Origin of the sequence: Brevibacillus sp. NPDC003359 (assembly GCF_042878995.1) — a bacterium.
In the GTDB taxonomy this organism is placed as follows: Bacteria; Bacillota; Bacilli; order Brevibacillales; family Brevibacillaceae; genus Brevibacillus.
This window is the reverse complement of the sequence record NZ_JBIAOR010000009.1, coordinates 1-17,564: the sequence shown is the minus strand read 5'-3', so window position 1 is coordinate 17,564 and position 17,564 is coordinate 1. Positions and strand designations below refer to the sequence as shown.

Annotated in this window: 9 protein-coding genes; 8 read left to right on the top strand and 1 reads right to left on the bottom strand. The window is 51.6% G+C overall.

What is annotated here, in order from left to right:
* The first annotated feature begins 400 nt into the window (after nt 1–400).
* The 4 genes from ACFYU8_RS19940 (at nt 401) to ACFYU8_RS19925 (ending at nt 3,844) form a co-directional block, all read left to right on the top strand.
* The gene (locus ACFYU8_RS19940) at nt 401–1,273 is read left to right on the top strand and encodes a cytochrome c oxidase assembly protein (RefSeq protein WP_390303118.1); all 873 of its coding nucleotides are present in this window, start codon (nt 401–403) and stop codon (nt 1,271–1,273) included.
* Nucleotides 1,274–1,316: 43 nt separating this feature from the next.
* Complete coding sequence (locus ACFYU8_RS19935) at nt 1,317–1,775, top strand: DUF420 domain-containing protein (protein WP_390303121.1); 459 nt, start codon at nt 1,317–1,319, stop codon at nt 1,773–1,775.
* 96 nt (nt 1,776–1,871) lie between these two features.
* Nucleotides 1,872–2,807, top strand: a complete 936-nt coding sequence (cyoE, locus tag ACFYU8_RS19930) for a heme o synthase (RefSeq protein WP_390303124.1) — start codon at nt 1,872–1,874, stop codon at nt 2,805–2,807.
* Nucleotides 2,808–2,929: 122 nt separating this feature from the next.
* Nucleotides 2,930–3,844: a COX15/CtaA family protein gene (locus tag ACFYU8_RS19925; RefSeq protein WP_390303127.1), complete on the top strand. Its 915-nt coding sequence runs from the start codon at nt 2,930–2,932 to the stop codon at nt 3,842–3,844.
* A 305-nt stretch (nt 3,845–4,149) separates the two neighbouring features.
* Here ACFYU8_RS19925 and ACFYU8_RS19920 read toward each other — a convergent pair whose 3' ends face one another.
* The gene (locus ACFYU8_RS19920; RefSeq protein WP_390303130.1) at nt 4,150–4,914 is read right to left on the bottom strand and encodes a hypothetical protein; all 765 of its coding nucleotides are present in this window, start codon (nt 4,912–4,914) and stop codon (nt 4,150–4,152) included.
* A gap of 172 nt (nt 4,915–5,086) precedes the next feature.
* Here ACFYU8_RS19920 and ACFYU8_RS19915 point away from each other — a divergent pair, with 172 nt between their 5' ends.
* The 4 genes from ACFYU8_RS19915 to addA are packed head-to-tail and all read left to right on the top strand — an operon-like array spanning nt 5,087 to nt 17,290.
* Nucleotides 5,087–6,328: an exonuclease SbcCD subunit D gene (locus ACFYU8_RS19915; protein ID WP_390303133.1), complete on the top strand. Its 1,242-nt coding sequence runs from the start codon at nt 5,087–5,089 to the stop codon at nt 6,326–6,328.
* Nucleotides 6,325–9,975 (top strand): AAA family ATPase, encoded by a 3,651-nt coding sequence (locus tag ACFYU8_RS19910; protein WP_390303136.1) that lies wholly within the window; start codon nt 6,325–6,327, stop codon nt 9,973–9,975. Before ACFYU8_RS19915 ends, ACFYU8_RS19910 begins: the two co-directional genes overlap by 4 nt.
* A 15-nt stretch (nt 9,976–9,990) precedes the next feature.
* A complete protein-coding gene (gene addB / locus ACFYU8_RS19905; RefSeq protein WP_390303139.1) occupies nt 9,991–13,488 on the top strand; it encodes a helicase-exonuclease AddAB subunit AddB in 3,498 nt (1,165 codons plus the stop codon).
* Nucleotides 13,457–17,290, top strand: a complete 3,834-nt coding sequence (addA, locus tag ACFYU8_RS19900; RefSeq protein ID WP_390303142.1) for a helicase-exonuclease AddAB subunit AddA — start codon at nt 13,457–13,459, stop codon at nt 17,288–17,290. Before addB ends, addA begins: the two co-directional genes overlap by 32 nt.
* Nucleotides 17,291–17,564 lie beyond the last annotated feature (274 nt).

The window sequence follows — 17,564 nt, the reverse complement described above, 5'->3', positions numbered from 1 at the left end:
AAAAAGGGGACCAGATTGTCGAACACTTCTTCTCTGAGAAACTTCCGTCCGTAGGGTGGCTTTGGCTCGACGGTCCCCTTTTTGAAGTGGAGACGGCCAGTGAATCACCCCTGCTGGCGTGTCAGAGTCGAAGAGAACTGTGCTTTTTCTTCTCCTCCACTATGTTGACTCAAATCATAAGGGTTTTTTTTGTGTAAATTTTGTGAATTGTATTGTTCAACACTTTGTTCATTTTTGTCTACAAAGAAAAAGGGAATCAACGGTATAATGGAGATTGGATCAAGGGCAACATTTAATAGATAAAAATTGGTATTTCATATTGTCACAAAACGTACATATGACGACGCCCAGCGAGTGTGGCGTAGTCCAAAATTTTGTATTTGGAAGGGAGGATAAATACATGGGAAATGCACATCAAATGCACGAGATGTCACCGGCTACCGGAACAGGAACCTTTTCGGATTTATGGAGTCCGGATGTGATGCTTTTGTCGTTGCTCGTGACAACTGTCTACTTTCTCGTAACAGGTCCTATGCATAAGCGTTTTGAAAACGCTACACCGGCGACTAGCAAGCAAAGATTGCTTTTTGTGTTGGCAATCGTGTTGTTTTACGCCGCACAAGGGAGCCCTATCAGTTATTACGGCCATCATTACATGTTTAGTTTGCACATGCTCCAACAATCGATTTTGTACTTTGCCCTGCCACCGCTAATGCTTCTGGCAATGCCTGAATGGCTTTTGGCCAAAATCTTCCATCCGAAAGCGATGAAGTTCATCCTAAACTCGTTGACACATCCGTTAGTGGCAGCGCTGTTGTTCAACTCACTGTTTTCGTTTTACCATGTTCCGTTTATTTTTGATGCCATCGCGATCAATCATGAGTGGATGACGTTTTATCATATCATTCTCGTGATTGCTGCATTTGCGATGTGGTGGCCAATTGTGAGTCCGTTGTCTGATAACAAGCGCCAACTGGCTGGATTGAAAAAACTGTCGTACGTTTTTGCAAACGGTGTCTTGATTACGCCAGCCTGTGCGCTGATTATTTTTGCCTCGGAACCGCTGTACGCTACTTATATAGCTGCTCCACAGCTATTCCAGAGCCTCGATGCGTTTAACGATCAGCGTCTTGGCGGAATCATTATGAAGCTGGTACAGGAGCTTGTTTACGGCTGTGTGCTGGCCTACGTCTTCTACCATTGGTACAAGGCAGAGAAGCAGGACGACTTGCCGATGGATCAATCTTTCGGTGCTGAAAAGCCGACTTTTTAAATACGCGCGAACAGCAGTTATGTTTGTTAAATGAGGTGAAAAAATGGGACTCTTATTGCCTACGATTAGTACGGCTTTTATCGTCATTAGCGGAATTCTCGTTGCGATTGGCTGGTACTTCATTGCGAAAAAACAAGTAGAAAAGCATATGAAGATTATGAAATGGGCTGCGATCTGTGCCACGATCTTCTTTATCACTTATGTTTCCAGAACGGCATTCGTCGGAAATACGCATTTTGGCGGACCGGACAGCATCAAGCCAATCTATCAGACATTCTTGTTTTTCCACATCGTCCTGGCAACAGTCGGTGGTGTGATGGGCTTGATTACACTCAGATTCGCTTACAAGAAAAACTATGCTTCTCATCGTAAGATCGGTCCTTGGACGTCTATTGTTTGGTTTATCACCTCGATTACAGGAGCTGCGGTTTATATGCTGCTGTACTGGATTTATCCTGGTGGCGAGACGTCTGGGGTGCTGGATGTAATTTTTGGTAAGTAATCGTTTTAGTAGTTTTTGGGGCATTGGATACAATGTAGGTAGTTTATCCAGTCATGATTCGGATGTTCAGATAGAAGGAAACAGGAGGTACAAAACGTGGACCAGCAAATGACCGTGCAGGAATCGCTTGATACCGAGGCTTCTTTGCAGACACAGCCGGTAGGGCCTGCTACCTTTCAGGATTACGTACAACTGACGAAGCCCGGTATTACCCTGTCAAACTTGATGACCACTTTTGCTGCTTTATGGTTAGCGTCCTATGGTTATCCGAACTGGAAACTGGCTCTTTTCACCATGCTAGGAACCGCTTTGGTCATTATGTCGGGTGCGGCATTAAATAATTTCTACGACCGTGATCTAGACAAAAAAATGAAGCGGACGCAAAATCGTGCGGTAGCGACTGGAAGAATTTCTGCCCGTAACGCGATCCTCTTAGGGATTGGCTTGCTGTTGGCAGGGGTTACTGTGTTGGCTGTATATGCGAATCCCTTGGCGGCGGTTTGGGGATTGATCGGTCATATTTTTTACGTGTTGATTTATACGCCGCTGAAACGAGTGACAACACTCAATACGGTGATTGGTGGTATTTCAGGTGCAGCTCCTCCAGTGATTGGATGGGTAGCGGTAACAGGCACCATGGATATGACTGCTTGGCTGCTGTTCCTGGTCTTGTTCTTGTGGCAGCCTCCCCATTTTTTAGCGTTGGCGATGCTGAAAACAGACGAATACCGTGCAGGTAATCTGCCGATGCTACCGGTAGTAAAAGGCTTTGCCGAGACCAAGCGGCAAATGGTGCTGTGGGGTTCGGTGTTGTTCCCGGCTTCTTTGCTGCTGTTTGTCCACGCTAGCCTAGGCTACGTGTATTTGCTCGTCATGGGCTTGATGGGAATTGTGTACATGGTTTTGCTTTTCCAAGGATTCAAGACCAAGGATGATCTCACTTGGGCACGCAAATTGTTCGGCTATTCCATCCTTTATTTGACTGTGTTCTGTGCAGCGATCGTCATTAGTACCATGGTCAACTATTATTGACACGAAACACTCACTAAATGTTCACGGAACATCCCTTGCTTAGCAGGGGATGTTTCATTATCGTAAAAGAGGACATAGAACGAGGTGTTGTTTGATCCTCACAAGAAACAGGGTGAATTACTATGGGAAAATGGCTGAAGCCGTTAGCTTTTCTTGCTACTTTGATCATGTTTATCGTGATGGTAGCCGGTTCGCTTGTTACCAAGACAGATTCAGCACTCGGCTGCGGAAATGACTGGCCGCTGTGCAACGGAAAATGGGTTCCGGAATATACGTTGGCATCCATTATTGAATATTCACACCGCCTGATTACAGGAATTGCCGGTATTGTTGTCGTGATTTTCTCCGTACTTTGCTGGCGCTATTACAAAGGCAACCAAGAAGTACGCAATCTCGCTATTTTTGGTTTGTTTTTCATCGTAGTGGAGTCCATTCTCGGCGCTTCTGCCGTTATTTGGCCACAGTCCTCATCTGTTTTGGCCCTGCACTTCGGATTCTCCTTGCTTGCTTATTCAGGCGTGTTCTTGTTGAGTGTGTTCGTTTATCAGCGAGAAAAAACGCAAAGCCTGGTGAAAACGACCGTTTCAAAAGGCTTCCGCAACTGGATGTGGTTCGTCGCAACTTATACGTACGCTGTCGTTTATCTCGGGGCGTATGTCAGACATACAGGTTCGAGTATGGCATGCAGTGACTGGCCACTGTGTCAAGGTCAGATCATCCCAGAGTTGTACGGGCTGACCGGTATTCATTTTGCCCACAGAATCGCTGCGATGGTGTTAGGATTCTTGTTGTTAGGGACAATGCTTTACTGTATGCGTCATTTCAAGGAAAAACGGCGTGACCTGTACGGTGCAAGTATCCTGAGTTTTATTCTTTGCATTGCTCAGGTATTCAGCGGTGGATTCGTCATTATTTACAAGCTTCACCTGTACGCTACGCTGACTCATTCCATGATTATTACGATTTTGTTCGGGATCATCTGCTACATGTGTTTGCAGACGTTGAAGTCACCGACAAATGAAAAGCTGAGAAGATAGTAATGAGAAAAAGCTGTGCTCCTGATTCGTGGGAGGGCAGCTTTGTTTTATATGATGTGGCCGTGGTGAGGGAAGAAATGCATTTCTTCCAACGCGACTTTCGATAAAACCATTTGCGAGTGGATTCAAAGATGCTTCATGTCCTACTTTCACGATGGTGTAAATGAAGCGGAGCAGATACAAAGCTGTTGGGAAGCCCTGTCACATGTTCGGAAGGAGACCGCCCGAACGCAGAGGGGAAAAAGGCGACTGGAGAACAGGTGGCAGGGCTTCGCCCACACCCCAACCGATTGAGGACAGCGAATTTACGAACCGTCAGGCAATTGCCCTGGCGGTTTTCCTGCATTCAAAGGAACAAAAACACCATTTTCCCAACGATAAATTTGCAAAGAAGTCTCGAGTTTGCCCGAAAGTGGTTCACCTGTATCCGGGTTTAGCTCCTGCCGCGTTTGCCAGTGGTAGAGCAAAGGTTTTTCAGTGCCGTCATGAAGGATTTGATAACTGCCTACAGTCCGGAAAAGCTGACCACCCGGCACGGAAACGGTTTCCCGCAGCAGCCCATCCCATGCTTTGACCAGACGCCCTTTGTCCAAATACCACAGATTCGCCTCGTAGATTGATATGCCTGATCCGCCAGTGTGCTGGACTGTTTCAAAAGCCCGTTTTCCTGCGAGCAGACGCGGTTCATCTTCAGCGTTCTTGTCGATCCCGGGGTAATTCTCTTCACGTGTATAGTCCCAATGATCCAATTGCAGGCGCGGTGGATTCCATTCCTCTTCCGCGATGAGGGCATACGTACGATCTGGTTTTTGATCCAAAATGTAAAAGTTTCCGATATGTACGCTGCCATTATGCTTGGCGACAATTTCTAGTTCCGGGTCATCATCCAGATGGACGAGCTGAAAATCAAAGTTATCGGTCACAATTGGATTTTTGGCCTGCTTGTTAATCCATTCCATCACTTGTGACTTGGTAGGCTCCTTGGAGACAAGGGGCACAGAGGTAGCTTGGACGAGGTAAGGGGCGGCAAGAATAGCTGATAAGCAGAGCAACAGCGAGGAAATACGCAATGGTAACGAGCTCCTTTCCGGGATGAGATCGATCAATCGCGACCTTTTCAGTTGGAAGACGAGCAGTTAAGAGCAAAAGTTACGGGGAAGTGGAGTAAATTTCAACCGCGAACAGCGCTGTCTTTTGTTACAATGAAAAGCAAACACATGATCGTGGAGAGTGATAGAAGTCATGCGGATATTACATACAGCCGACTGGCATTTCGGAAGGCAGCTGGAAGGGCGGGACAGACGGGTTGAGCAAGCGGCTTTTGTGGACGAGCTTTGTCACATAGCTGATGAGCGAGCAGTAGATTTGGTGCTCATTGCTGGGGATGTGTACGATTCGGTCAATCCGCCTGCTTGGGCGGAAGAACTGTTTTATGATGCTTTGGAACGTTTGTCTTCGGAAGGTAGGCGAGGTGTTGTCGTGATCGCGGGGAACCATGACCAGCCCGAGCGGGTACGAGCAGCAGCTCCGCTAGCGACAAAGCATGGGATCGTTTTGTTGGGATTGCCGAAGGAAGCACCACTGCTCACACAGGAAGCATCGTCTGATCGTGTGCAAATCGTGCAGGGAGGCCCTTCTTGGCTGGAAATGAAGATTCCTGGTTGCGCCGCGAATGCGGTGATTTTGGCCTTGCCGTATCCTTCTGAATCGCGATTAAAGGAACTGTTGAGTGAAAGCTTTACCCAAGAGCAAATGCAGCTTGCTTTTTCCGAACGCATCTCGCAATTGCTTGGCGACCTGTCTGTTCATTTTCGCGAGGATACAGTCAACTTGGTTACGAGCCATTTGTTTGTCATGGGCGGTAAGGAAACAGATTCGGAGCGACCGATTCAAATTGGGGGAGCTCTGACTGTATCGCCGCAGGCTTTTCCGAAGAATGCCGATTATGTGGCGCTCGGCCATCTCCATCGACTGCAAAAGCTCAGTGACAAGCCGTTGGTGCGTTACAGCGGCTCGCCGATTTCCTACAGCTTTTCCGAAGCTGGTCAGAGCAAGGCAGTTGTACTGGTCGAGGTGGAGCCAGGGCAAGAAGTTCGTGAGGAAATCATTTATTTGACGAGCGCACGACCACTCGCACGTTGGAAAGCGACGGAGGGGATCGAGCAGGTCGAACGTTGGCTGGCGGAGGGACGCGATGCAGGGGCGTGGATTGACTTGGAGCTGCATGTGTCTGGCGTGATCGACCCGGCAGAATTTCAACGTGTCCGCAAGCTTTCGGATGATTTCTTGAAAATACAGCGTGTTGTAGTGAGAGAAGAACGAGAAGAGGAAGATGAACAGCGGGTCGAGCTGACAGAGCTGACGTCCGATCAATTGTTCAAACGCTTCTATGAACGGAGACGAGGAGCAGAGCCGGATGAGCAGCTGGTGGCCTTGTTCCAGCGTCTATTGGCAGAAACCGGAGGAGAGGGGGAAGAAGAGTGAGACCGATACGATTGAAGCTGGCAGGGATGCACAGCTACAGGGAAATGCAAGAGGTCGATTTCGAAATGCTTTGTCAGGCGGGACTGTTTGGGATTTTCGGCCCGACTGGAAGCGGGAAATCGACGATCTTGGACGCAATCACGCTTTCGTTGTACGGGCAGGTCGTCCGGTTGGGCGGAGGAAATCACCCGAAAGAAGTGCTGAATCAGCTGGAGCAGCGCGTTTTCGTGTCCTTTACCTTTGAGCTCGGGACTGGCGATGAACGCAAACAATACACGGTGGAACGGGAATTTGGTCTGGATAAAAAGGGGAACAAGCGACAGCCGGAAGTCAGGCTGATTCAATCTGGGGCCTTGACCGGAGAGCCAGATGTCGTATTGGAATCCAAAGCCACCTCCGCGACAGCCGCGATTGAGGCACTGATTGGTCTCACTTTGCAGGACTTTACCCGGGCGGTCGTTTTGCCACAGGGGCAATTTTCCCGCTTCTTGACGCTGAAGGGCAGTGAGCGAAATGAAATGCTGCAACGGATGTTCCGCCTACATATTTATGGGGAAAAGCTGAGCGAGCGCGTACGGCACGCGTTGGAGCAGGTCAAGGAACAGATGCATCGTTTGCAACTGGCGAGTGCAGCTCTGGGGGACGCAGGGCCGGAAGCCTTGGAGTTGGCGAGACAAACGTGGGAGGAAGCAGCGCAAAAAGAGCAGGAATTCACCCAGCAAAAACAGGAGCTGGCCGGGAAGCTCAAGGAGCTGGAGCAGCTAAACCAGTGGCATCAGGAGCTATTGCAAGTCCAGGCGCAGCTACAGCAGCAGGAAGCAAATAAAGCGGAAATGGCGTCGTTAACGGCGAAGATTCGCGAATGGGAGTCGAGTATTCGACTGTGGCCATTACTCCAGCAGTACGAGCGTTTGGATCAGGAATGGCATGCGACCGGTGCGGCATTGGAACGCAGCCGCGAACAACAGGAGAGTGCTCGCTTGGCCGTAGATGAGGCAGAGCAGGCGTATCAGAAGGTCCATGTCGAGCTGGCTGTACAGGAGCCGTTACTGATTCAGCAAAAGGGCAGGCTGGTGCAGGCACAGGAGTGGGAAGAGGAGCTAAAGGCGATTCGGGAAGAGTGGACAGGCCTAGAGCGCGAGTGGAACGAAGTGTCAGTCGCCTTAACCAACACAGAACAACAGCTGGAAAAGGATGAAGCCGACTTAAAAAACTGGGAGCTTGCGTGGGCGGATCTGCAAGAACAGATGAAGCAGGTCACGATCTCTCCTGAATGGCGAGGACAAATAGCGGCAGCCAGAGAAGCGAAGCAGCAGTGGGAGCGGGACCATGCCAAGGTACGTGAGCTAGAAAAAGAACAACTCGCAGCAAAGCAGCACACTGAGGCGGCAACCCAAACTGCCGATGAGCACAAGCGCAACTGGGAAGCGTGTGCGAATCGTTTGGCACAAAAAAGAGAAGAGCTGGCAGCACCAGCGGATTCGGCTACGATGAGCGAAGTAGAATGGGAGCAAGCAAGAAATGTACTGGCAGACATGAAGCAGGTAGGTCGCCAGTGGCGGGAAGTAATGCAGGCGTTCTCATCCTGGCAGGAGAAGTCGCAGCACATCGTCCAGGAACGTAAGCAGGTGGATGACCGATATCAGGAGCTGACTCGGTCAGTGGAGGCAGGCGAAGCACTTGTGAAGAGTCAACTGGCCCAAAGGGATGAGCTGCGCCAGGAATGGGAACGATGGCAGCAGGAAAATATGGCGCGATTTTTGCGTGAACGTTTAGAGGAAGGCAAGGAGTGTCCCGTATGTGGTTCCGAACACCACCCACACGACCACCAGAACCATACAAAAGCGTCTGAAGCAGGGACGGAGGGTGAGGCCCTGCGTGCTCGAATCAAAGCGTCAGAAGAGGCTTTGCGTGCGGCTGAACAAGAAGCAGGCAAAACCAAGGAAGCCTGGTTGTCAGCAAAGGGAGCGATTGCTGCTTTTGATGAGCGCCTAGCAAGCGTAAAAGCTGAACAGGAACAGTTAGAAGCGCGCTTGGAAGTGATCAAGGCAGAGTGCCGCGGGTACGGACAGTCTTGGATCGTGGATTCTTTTGAAGAGCTACTTGTCGTCTATCAGCGCGAGGAAAAGGAACTGATCGCCAAGCAAGCGGAAAGAGAGCGGCTAAAAGCAGCGCGTGAGCTATTGCAGCAGCAGCTGGAGACCTTGCGTGAGGAAGAAGCGGAAAAGAAACGCTTGATGGAGCGGAGTGCGCTGTTGCTCGAGCAGGCACAGAAGGCAATCCATGAGAATAAAGCTCGCCTGGACGCTGCATCCATGCAAGAAAAGCAATCCAGAGAAGAGCTGGACGCGAAGCGCAATGAACTTCCCATCGAGGAAATTGAACAGCGGTACGAAGAGATCGGAAAATCAGATCGCCGTTTGGCAGAACTGCAGCAGGTACGATCAGAGCAAGAAACGTTGCGCGGAAAGCTGATGATGCAGGTAGAAGCCGCCAAGTCGCGCAAGGTAGAGGGCAAATCACGGGAAGCGGCGCTGAAGGAAAAGCTTGAGGATCGAAAGCGCATGTGGGAACAAAAGCATGCCCAATGGCTGGAACGCACGGGGGGACTTACTGCGCAGGAGTGTTTGATGCAGGTAGAGGATTCTCTCCTCGGTTTGCGTCAGGCAGTCACGCTGGCAGAGACAAAGCGCAAAGAGACAGCCGAGGCGCGGGAAACGGTGCAAAACAATCTGGTCAAGTATTCGGAGACGCTGGCCATCCTCACCCGGCAACGCACCGAAGCTCACGAGACATTGTACCAAGGCTTGCAGGAAACAGGTCTCGGTACGGTCGAGTACGTACGGGAACGGTACGCAGAGCGTGAGCAATTGCCAAGGGCACAGGAACAAGTCGAGGCTTACACGCGAATCGCAGGGCAGCTTCGTTACGAGGAGGAAAGGCTACAGCAAGCAGTAGCAGGCCGTTCGTTCTCGCCGGAGGAACTCACCACTGCAAAAGAGGCGTGGGATCAATGGGAGCAAGCCTTCCAGGAGGCGCAAAAGCAAGTCGCTGTCGCCAAAGAGCACGTGGATCGCATGGAAAAAAACCATGACAAATGGCAAGAGCTTCATAAAGAGATGGTACAGCAACAGGATGAGCAGAGCCGCTTGGAAGAGTTGAAAAAGTTGTTCGAAGCCAAAGCGTTTGTCCAGTTCATTGCGGAGGAAAAACTGGTATCAATCGCCAGAGACGCTTCGTATCACCTGAAGCGGATGACCGCCAACCGGTACGGGCTGGAAATCGGCGACGAGGGCGAATTTGTTTTGCGGGATGAGGGAGCTGGAGGAATGCGCCGTCCAGTGAGCACATTGTCTGGCGGGGAAACATTCCTGACCTCCTTGTCGTTGGCTCTTGCCCTGTCGATGGAGATTCAAATGCGTGGCGGACGCCTGGAATTTTTCTTCCTGGACGAAGGCTTTGGGACACTCGATCCGGAGCTTTTGGAAGTCGTTATGGATGCGCTTGAGCGACTGCGCATGGACGATTTTACCATCGGGGTCATTAGCCACGTCCCGGAAATACGGGTACGCATGCCGCGTCGTCTGGTCGTGACACCCGCAGAACCGATGGGAAAAGGTAGCATGCTGCATCTGGAAATGGAGTAGGGAAGGGGAAAAATCATGGCAGTCCAATTTATTCTGGGACGGGCAGGAACGGGGAAGACAGAATCGATCCATCGGCAGATGCAAGCCCGGCTGCGGGAAAAGCCGTTGGGTTCGCCTATGATTCTGCTCGTGCCGGAGCAGGCCAGCTTTCAGGAAGAGTATGCGCTCGCGACACTGCCAGAGCTCGGTGGTGTGATGGGGACACAGGTGCTCAGCTTCGGTCGATTAGCTCACAGGCTCATGCAGGAGCTGGGCGATCTGACAACCGTGCCTGTTGACGATCTGGGTAAGCATATGGTTTTGCGCATGCTTTTGGAGCGGCACAAGGAAGAGCTGAACGTATTCGGGCGCTCCGCGACACTGCCTGGGTTTGCTTCTCAGCTCGGTCGCTTGATTAGCGAGTGCAAGTCGTATGGGGTATCCTTCACCCATTCCGAGAATCTGGAATGGGGAGGGGCCAATCTTAATCAAAAAATAAATGACCTTCGCTTGATTATGAATGCGTACGAGGCTTATTTGTCAGAGGGGTATTGTGATGCGGACGACATCCTGAACCGAGTGGCCACGATGGTGCGTGATTCCATGTACATCAAGCAGGCTGAAATATTTATCGATGGCTTTACCGGGTTTACAAATCAAGAGCTGCGTTTGATCGAGCAGTTGATGCAGCACGCCAAGCAGGTGACGATTGCGCTGACGCTTGACCCGAATGAACGTGATGCCTCTGTGGATGAACTGGGTCTGTTCCACCCTACACTGCGAACATACCAAGCCTTGACACTGATGGCGCGTGAATCGGGTGTATCAATCGCCAAGCCGCTTTTATTGACTGAGGCACAGCGATTCAAGAGCAGTCCGTGGCTGCGTCAGGTCGAACAAGTGTATTTCCAATGGGGAGACCCGCCGATCCCGGATCAGCCTGGTCGTGCGGACGAAGTGACGATGCTCTCAGCCGTGAACAGGCGTGCGGAGGTAGAGGCTGTGGCGCTGAAGCTCCTGACTCTGTCGAGAGAAGAGGGGTATCGCTGGAAGGACATGGCGATTTTGCTTCGGGAAATCGGGACGTACGCCGATGAGATTTCCGCTGTGTTTACCGAATACGGCATCCCGCACTTCTTGGACCAGAAGCGCTCTGTCATGCACCATCCCTTGGTGGAGCTGGTGCGCTCGGCATTGGAGGTCATTGTTACGAGGTGGCGGTACGACACTGTTTTCCGTTGCTTGAAAACAGACTTGCTCTTGCTGGGTATCACCGATGAGCATACAGCCCGGAAGGAAATCGACCGACTGGAAAACTACGTGCTGGCCCATGGTGTCTTTGGCTATCAATGGGCAGAGGAGTCCGCTTGGCATTTCCGCGGGCAGGCAGGCGCTGAGGAAGACGCGAAAATCGATGAGCTGAGACGCAAATACGCAGCGCCGCTCCTGTCCTTTGAAAGAGAGATGAAGCAAGCAACGGGTAAGAACGTACAGGATATGACCCTTGCCCTGTACAATCTTCTGATGGCACTGGATGTGCCTAACAAGCTGGAGACTTGGCAGCGAAAGGCAGAAAATGACGGCGATCTTGATGCAGCTCAGGTGCATGGACAAGTATGGATGGGATTGATTGAGCTGATGGATCAGGTCGTGGAGGTCATGGGCGACGAAACTATGGATCTTGCAACATTTGCTCGTGTGCTCGACAGTGGTCTGGAGACGATTGAATTGGGACTCGTTCCTCCGGCGCTGGATCAGGTACTAATCGGGGCCATGGAGCGCTCACGTCAACCGGATGTCAAAGCTCTGTTTTTACTTGGCGTAAACGAGGGCATTATTCCGTTGCGACCAAAAGAAGAAGGGATTCTGGATGAGGCGGAGCGTGAGCGACTGGCTGAAATGGGCATGTCTCTGGCACCGAGTGCGAAGCAACGGCTGATGGCTGAGCCTTACCTGTTGTACCAGGCGATGACGAGACCGTCGGAGAGGCTGATATTGAGCTGTGCGTTGGCGGATGAAGAAGGCAAGGCCTTGTTGCCCTCCTCTGTGTTTACACGCATCCGGGAAGTGCTGCCGGATATCCCGCATCAGGTGTTTTACAACGAACCGACAGGGCAGCTCGAAACGGATGCATTCTTGCTCGGACATCCGCGCCGTGTGTTCCGCCATCTTTTGACACTATTGCGGTCTATGAAGAAAACAGGAGAGTTGCCAGATTTCTGGTGGGAGGTATACGACTGGTATATTCGCGCTTCTCCCGATGTCAAACGTGAGCAGTGGCTGTTGTCCGGCTTGCGCTACTTCAACCGACCGCAGGAGCTGGATTTGGAAACGAGCACGACCTTGTACGGCAAACAACTGAAAATGAGCGTATCTCGTCTGGAGCGTTTCCAGTCATGTCCGTTCTCGCATTTCTCTTCCCACGGTCTCAGATTGTCGGAGAGAACGATGTACAAGCTGGAGCGTTTCGATGTTGGGGAGCTGTTCCACGCTTCACTCAAGCGAGCCGTTGAAAAAATGAACGAAGACAATCTGGAGTGGAGCAAGCTGACGGAAGACAATAGTATGCAGCTTGCAAACGTAGTAGTAGAAGAACTGGTTCCTGCGACTCGCAGCAGCATTTTGACACGGACAGCACGGTATCGATACTTGTCCGGCAAGCTGAAGCGAGCAGTTGGCCGCGCGATTTACGTACTCGGCGAGCATGCGAAGCGCAGCCGTTTTGCCCCAGTAGGACTGGAGGTTTCGTTTGGGCCGAATTCAGATTTGCCGGGATTAGCTTTAACACTTGAAAATGGCGTGGAGCTTCAGCTAATCGGACGGATTGACCGCGTTGACCAATCACTGGATAGTGAGGTCCCGTATTTGCGCGTGATTGACTACAAGTCCAGTCCCAAGCAGCTGTCTCTCTCCGACGTTTGGAATGGCTTGAATTTGCAACTGCTCGTCTATTTGGATGTCGTCGTGGCAAATGCCGAGGAATGGATAGGGAAAAAAGCCGAAATGGGAGGCGTTTTCTACTATCAAGTAGCCGATCCTTTTGTGACGGCAAAACGCTTGCTAACGGCTGACGAAGCGGCAAAGGAGCGGGCAAAGCGCTTGCGCATGAAAGGCTTGATGCTCGCAGACCCAGAGCTGGCGCGAATGATGGATGGCTATGTAGAGCAAGGGGCGTCAGAACTGGTGCCATTTGAAATCAAAAAAGACGGAACGCTTTCGTCGCGCTCGTCCGTGGCAACGGCGGAGCAGTTCCAAGCCTTGACCTCCTATGTTCGCGATACCGTGAAGCAAATCAGTACGCGCATGACGAACGGGGAAATCAAGATCGAACCGTACACAAACGGGACGATGACCGCTTGCGATTACTGTTCGTACAAGCCGGTATGCAAGTTCGACGGAGATGCAGGCGGGAATGAGCACCGACAGCTAGCCAAGTGGAACAACAAGCAAATATGGAGCATGCTGGCAGAGCAGCAGATGGCAGGAGAAGGAGGAATGACCGATGGCGGATCAACAATTGCAGGCCAAGCCTGAACAATGGACGGACGAGCAATGGCAAGCGATTATCCAGCGCGGGAATAATCTCCTGGTGGCAGCTGCGGCAGGCTCTGGCAAAACCTCAGTCCTGGTTGAGCGGATTATTCGACGCATCATGGACGAGAAGGATCCGGTTGGAGTCGATCAGCTGTTGGTAGTGACCTTTACCAATGCGGCAGCGGCAGAGATGCGTCACCGGATTGGCGATGCATTGCGAAAGGCATTGAAAGAAGATCCGCACTCCTCTCACCTGCGTCGACAACTGGCGCTGCTTCAGCGGGCGACGATAACGACTCTTCACTCGTTTTGCTTAGGCATTTTGCGCCAGTATTACTATCTAATTGAACTCGATCCTGATTTTCGCATTGCCGATCAGATGGAAGGGGAGCTTTTGCGGCAGGATGTCTTGGAGGAACAGCTGGAGAGCTGGTACGAAAATGACGCGGATTTTCATGCACTAGCTGATGTGATGCTGGACGGTCAAGACGATCATGCCCTCACCATACTGCTGCTTAGGCTGTATGAGTTTTCGCGCAGTCATCCGGCACCAGAACAATGGCTTGGGGAAGCGGCTGGAATGTTTGTGGTTCATGATAAAAACGGTCTGGACGGGCTGGAGTGGACTAGAAGCGTGCTGCGTTCAGTGGAGCTGGCACTCGGTGGAATGACCGCGAAGATGCACAGGGCAGTTCTGTTGGCGAGCTCCCCGGAAGGACCTGTTGGCTATTTGCCTTTGCTTGAGGCGGAAGCAGCTACCCTGCAGCGTGCCGGAGCGGCTTGCAGAGATGGCTGGGAAGCGACTGCCGAAGCTGTTCGTGGGGTTGTATTTGCCAAGCTGCCTCCAGTAAAAGGCACAGATCCTCTCGTGAAGGAGCAGGTGCAAGATCTGCGAAATAGCGTGAAGAAGGAACTGGCAGAGCAAATCGAGCAATACTTTTCTATGACATCCGAACAGTACGTCGCGGATTTGCAACGGATTGCTCCTCACATGCAGACTTTGGCAAGGCTCGTTACATCCTTTTCGGATGCATTTCAATTGGAGAAACGCTCGCGTGGCTTGGTTGACTTTGGCGACTTGGAGCACCTTGCTCTGCGCGTTCTAATCGAAACGAATGAGTCCGGGGAGACTGTTCCTTCGTCTATCTCGACCCAATTGCGTGAACAGTTCGCTGAAGTGCTGGTAGACGAATATCAGGATATCAACCTCGTGCAGGAGACAATCTTGCAAATGGTTTCCCGTGACGGGATGAATAGTCTGCCAGCGAATCGCTTCATGGTGGGTGATGTGAAGCAGAGTATTTATCGGTTCCGCTTGGCAGAGCCGAAGCTGTTTCTCGAAAAATATGTGACCTATCAAAAAGATGGTAATGCTGACGAAGAATGTATCGGTCGGCGCATCGATCTGGCTGCGAACTTCCGCAGTAGAAGGGAAGTCGTAGATGCCGTTAACTTTTTGTTTCGTCAGATCATGTCTCACGGGGTAGGTGAGATCGGTTATGATCCTTCGGCGGAGCTGATCAATCGTGCGTCTTATCCAGAAGCACAGCCGAACCGTTTGCAGGCAGAGATGCATCTGATCGACAGGAATACAGCGATAGCAGAAGAAGGACAGGCGGTAGTTGCAGAGGCGACAGATGAGGCCGAAGCAGGTATTCCCGAGGCAGCAGGAGAGTCTGCAGAGGAAGCGAGTGTCGCACAGCTCGAAGCACGACTAATCGCCAGCCGTATTCGTCGTTGGATGGAGCCGGGCGAGGGAGAAGAGCCACTGCTCGTTTTCGATAAAAAGGCTGGGGGAATGCGCCCGCTGGCCTATCGCGATATCGTTATTTTGCTACGGGCGACCTCAGGCTGGGGGCAGACGATGCAAGAGGAGCTGCACGCGGCAGGAATTCCTGTGTATGCGGAGCAGACTGCAGGTTACTTTGCGGCGACAGAGGTAGAAACGATGCTCTCCTTGTTGCGCGTCATCGACAACCCGCTCCAAGACATTCCATTGGCAGCTGTATTGCGGTCTCCCATCGTTGGCTTGCGGGAGGAGCAACTGGCTCAAATCCGCATTCACTACGCGACAGGGCCGTTTCACCAAGCCGTACTTCAATATGCAGAAGAACGCCCAGCCCAAGAGTCGTGGGAGAAGAGGCTGCGACAGTTTTTTGTCCGATTGGATCTATGGCGGACTCAGGCCCGCAGAGGTGCATTATCGGAACTGCTGACGATGTTGTACCGGGAGACAGGCTATCTCGATTATGTGGCCGCTCTGGAAAACGGTCAGCAGCGACAGGCCAATTTGCGTGCACTCTATGATCGTGCGAGACAATACGAAGCTGGCTCCTATCGTGGTTTGTTTCGCTTTTTGCGCTTTGTCGACCGCCTGCAAGAAGCGGGCAATGACATGGGCGAAGCACGAACCATCGGAGAAAACGAGGATGTCGTACGCATCATGACGATCCACAAAAGTAAGGGACTGGAGTTCCCTGTTGTTTTTGTGGCGGGTATGGGCAAGCAGTTTAATACGATGGATTTGAAAAGCCAGTTTTTGCTGCATAAAGATCTGGGCTTTGGCCCTATGGCAGTTGAGCCCTCCATGCTGCTGCGCTATCCGAGTCTGGCTGCGCTGGGCATCCGGCAAAAGCTACGTCGGGATATGCTGGCAGAGGAAATGCGTGTGCTCTATGTGGCTTTGACGCGTGCACGCGAGAAGCTCATTCTCGTCGGTTCATCCAAGGATCTGGCAAAAAGTGTGACGGACTGGGGCAGGCAGGATGACAGCGAGCGGCTCAGTGACGAAGACTTGATTCAGGCAAAGGGATACCTGGACTGGGTGGGGCGTGCGATGCTGAGACATCCTGTTGCGGGATTGCTGCGGGCATATCCAGAGCAACAAGGCTCAGGAGAAGTCGTGAGAGTCAAAAGTGTGCAGGATGATTCGGTTTGGTCGTTTCACTTCTATCAGGCTGATGAGCTCCGTGCCCAAGGAGAGTTAACCAACGACGAGGCGTCTCTATGGGAGCGCATGACCAGACGAGAGGCGATCGAGGAACATCCATCAGATGACACTTTGCGAGAGATTGTCGACAAGAGATTAGGATGGCAGGACCCGCATCCAATCGCGCCACGTGTAGCTGCGAAATGGAGTGTCAGCGAATTAAAGCGACATGCCAAAGTCAGCAAAGGCGGACAGCCACTCACGCTGCCGTCCATTACGGAAAAGCCAAAGTTTTTGTCTGAGCAAAAATCCAATCGACTGACAGCAGCAGAAAAAGGGACAATCACGCACTTAGTGTTCCAGCATCTCGATTTGAAGCGTCCGCTGGATGAAGCGGATATTTTGGAGCAGGTGACGGCACTTGCGGCGCGCCACTTTTTGACTGACGAGCAGGTACAAGCAGTAGATGTTCCCCAGATCGCCCGATTCTTCGCTGATCCTTTGGGGCAGCGAATGAAGTCGGCGGCGGTCGTGCATCGTGAGCTGCCATTTACCCTCGTGCTTCCTGCTTATGAAGTAGAAGCGGAGTTAGGGGAAGAGAGCGATGAGCAGGTTGTCGTCCAAGGGGTCATTGATTGCCTGTTGGAGGAGCAGGATGGAAGCCTCGTCCTGATCGATTTCAAGACAGATTGGATGGCAAAAGAGGCGACTGCCGAAGCCATCGAAGAGATGAAGAGACGATACGAAGGCCAGATCAGGCTATACGTCCGGGCGATCAAGCAAATCATCAAGCCAAAAGGGAACGTGTCTAGCTATCTTTATTTACTCTCAGGTGGATTCTCTCTTTCGTTTACGGATGAAAGCATGGATTAGTATGCTGGACCGTCAGGGTTAATAGCTCTGGCGGTCTTTTTGTTTATTACAGCTGCTGTGGTGGAGGAAGAAGCGCATTTCCAGTCTACGCTTCGGCCTACGCCCCGCAAGAGGGGATTCACTGTCCGCTTGGAAATGAATGGCGGGAGCGCTTCAAACGTAGAAGTTTCGATGAAGGTTTCCATAAGTTATCATGAACGAGGACAGCCCCTATTCGTAACTTCGTAGGTTACTCTGGCTACACTAAGGGCAAGTACGCCAATGTACAGAGCGC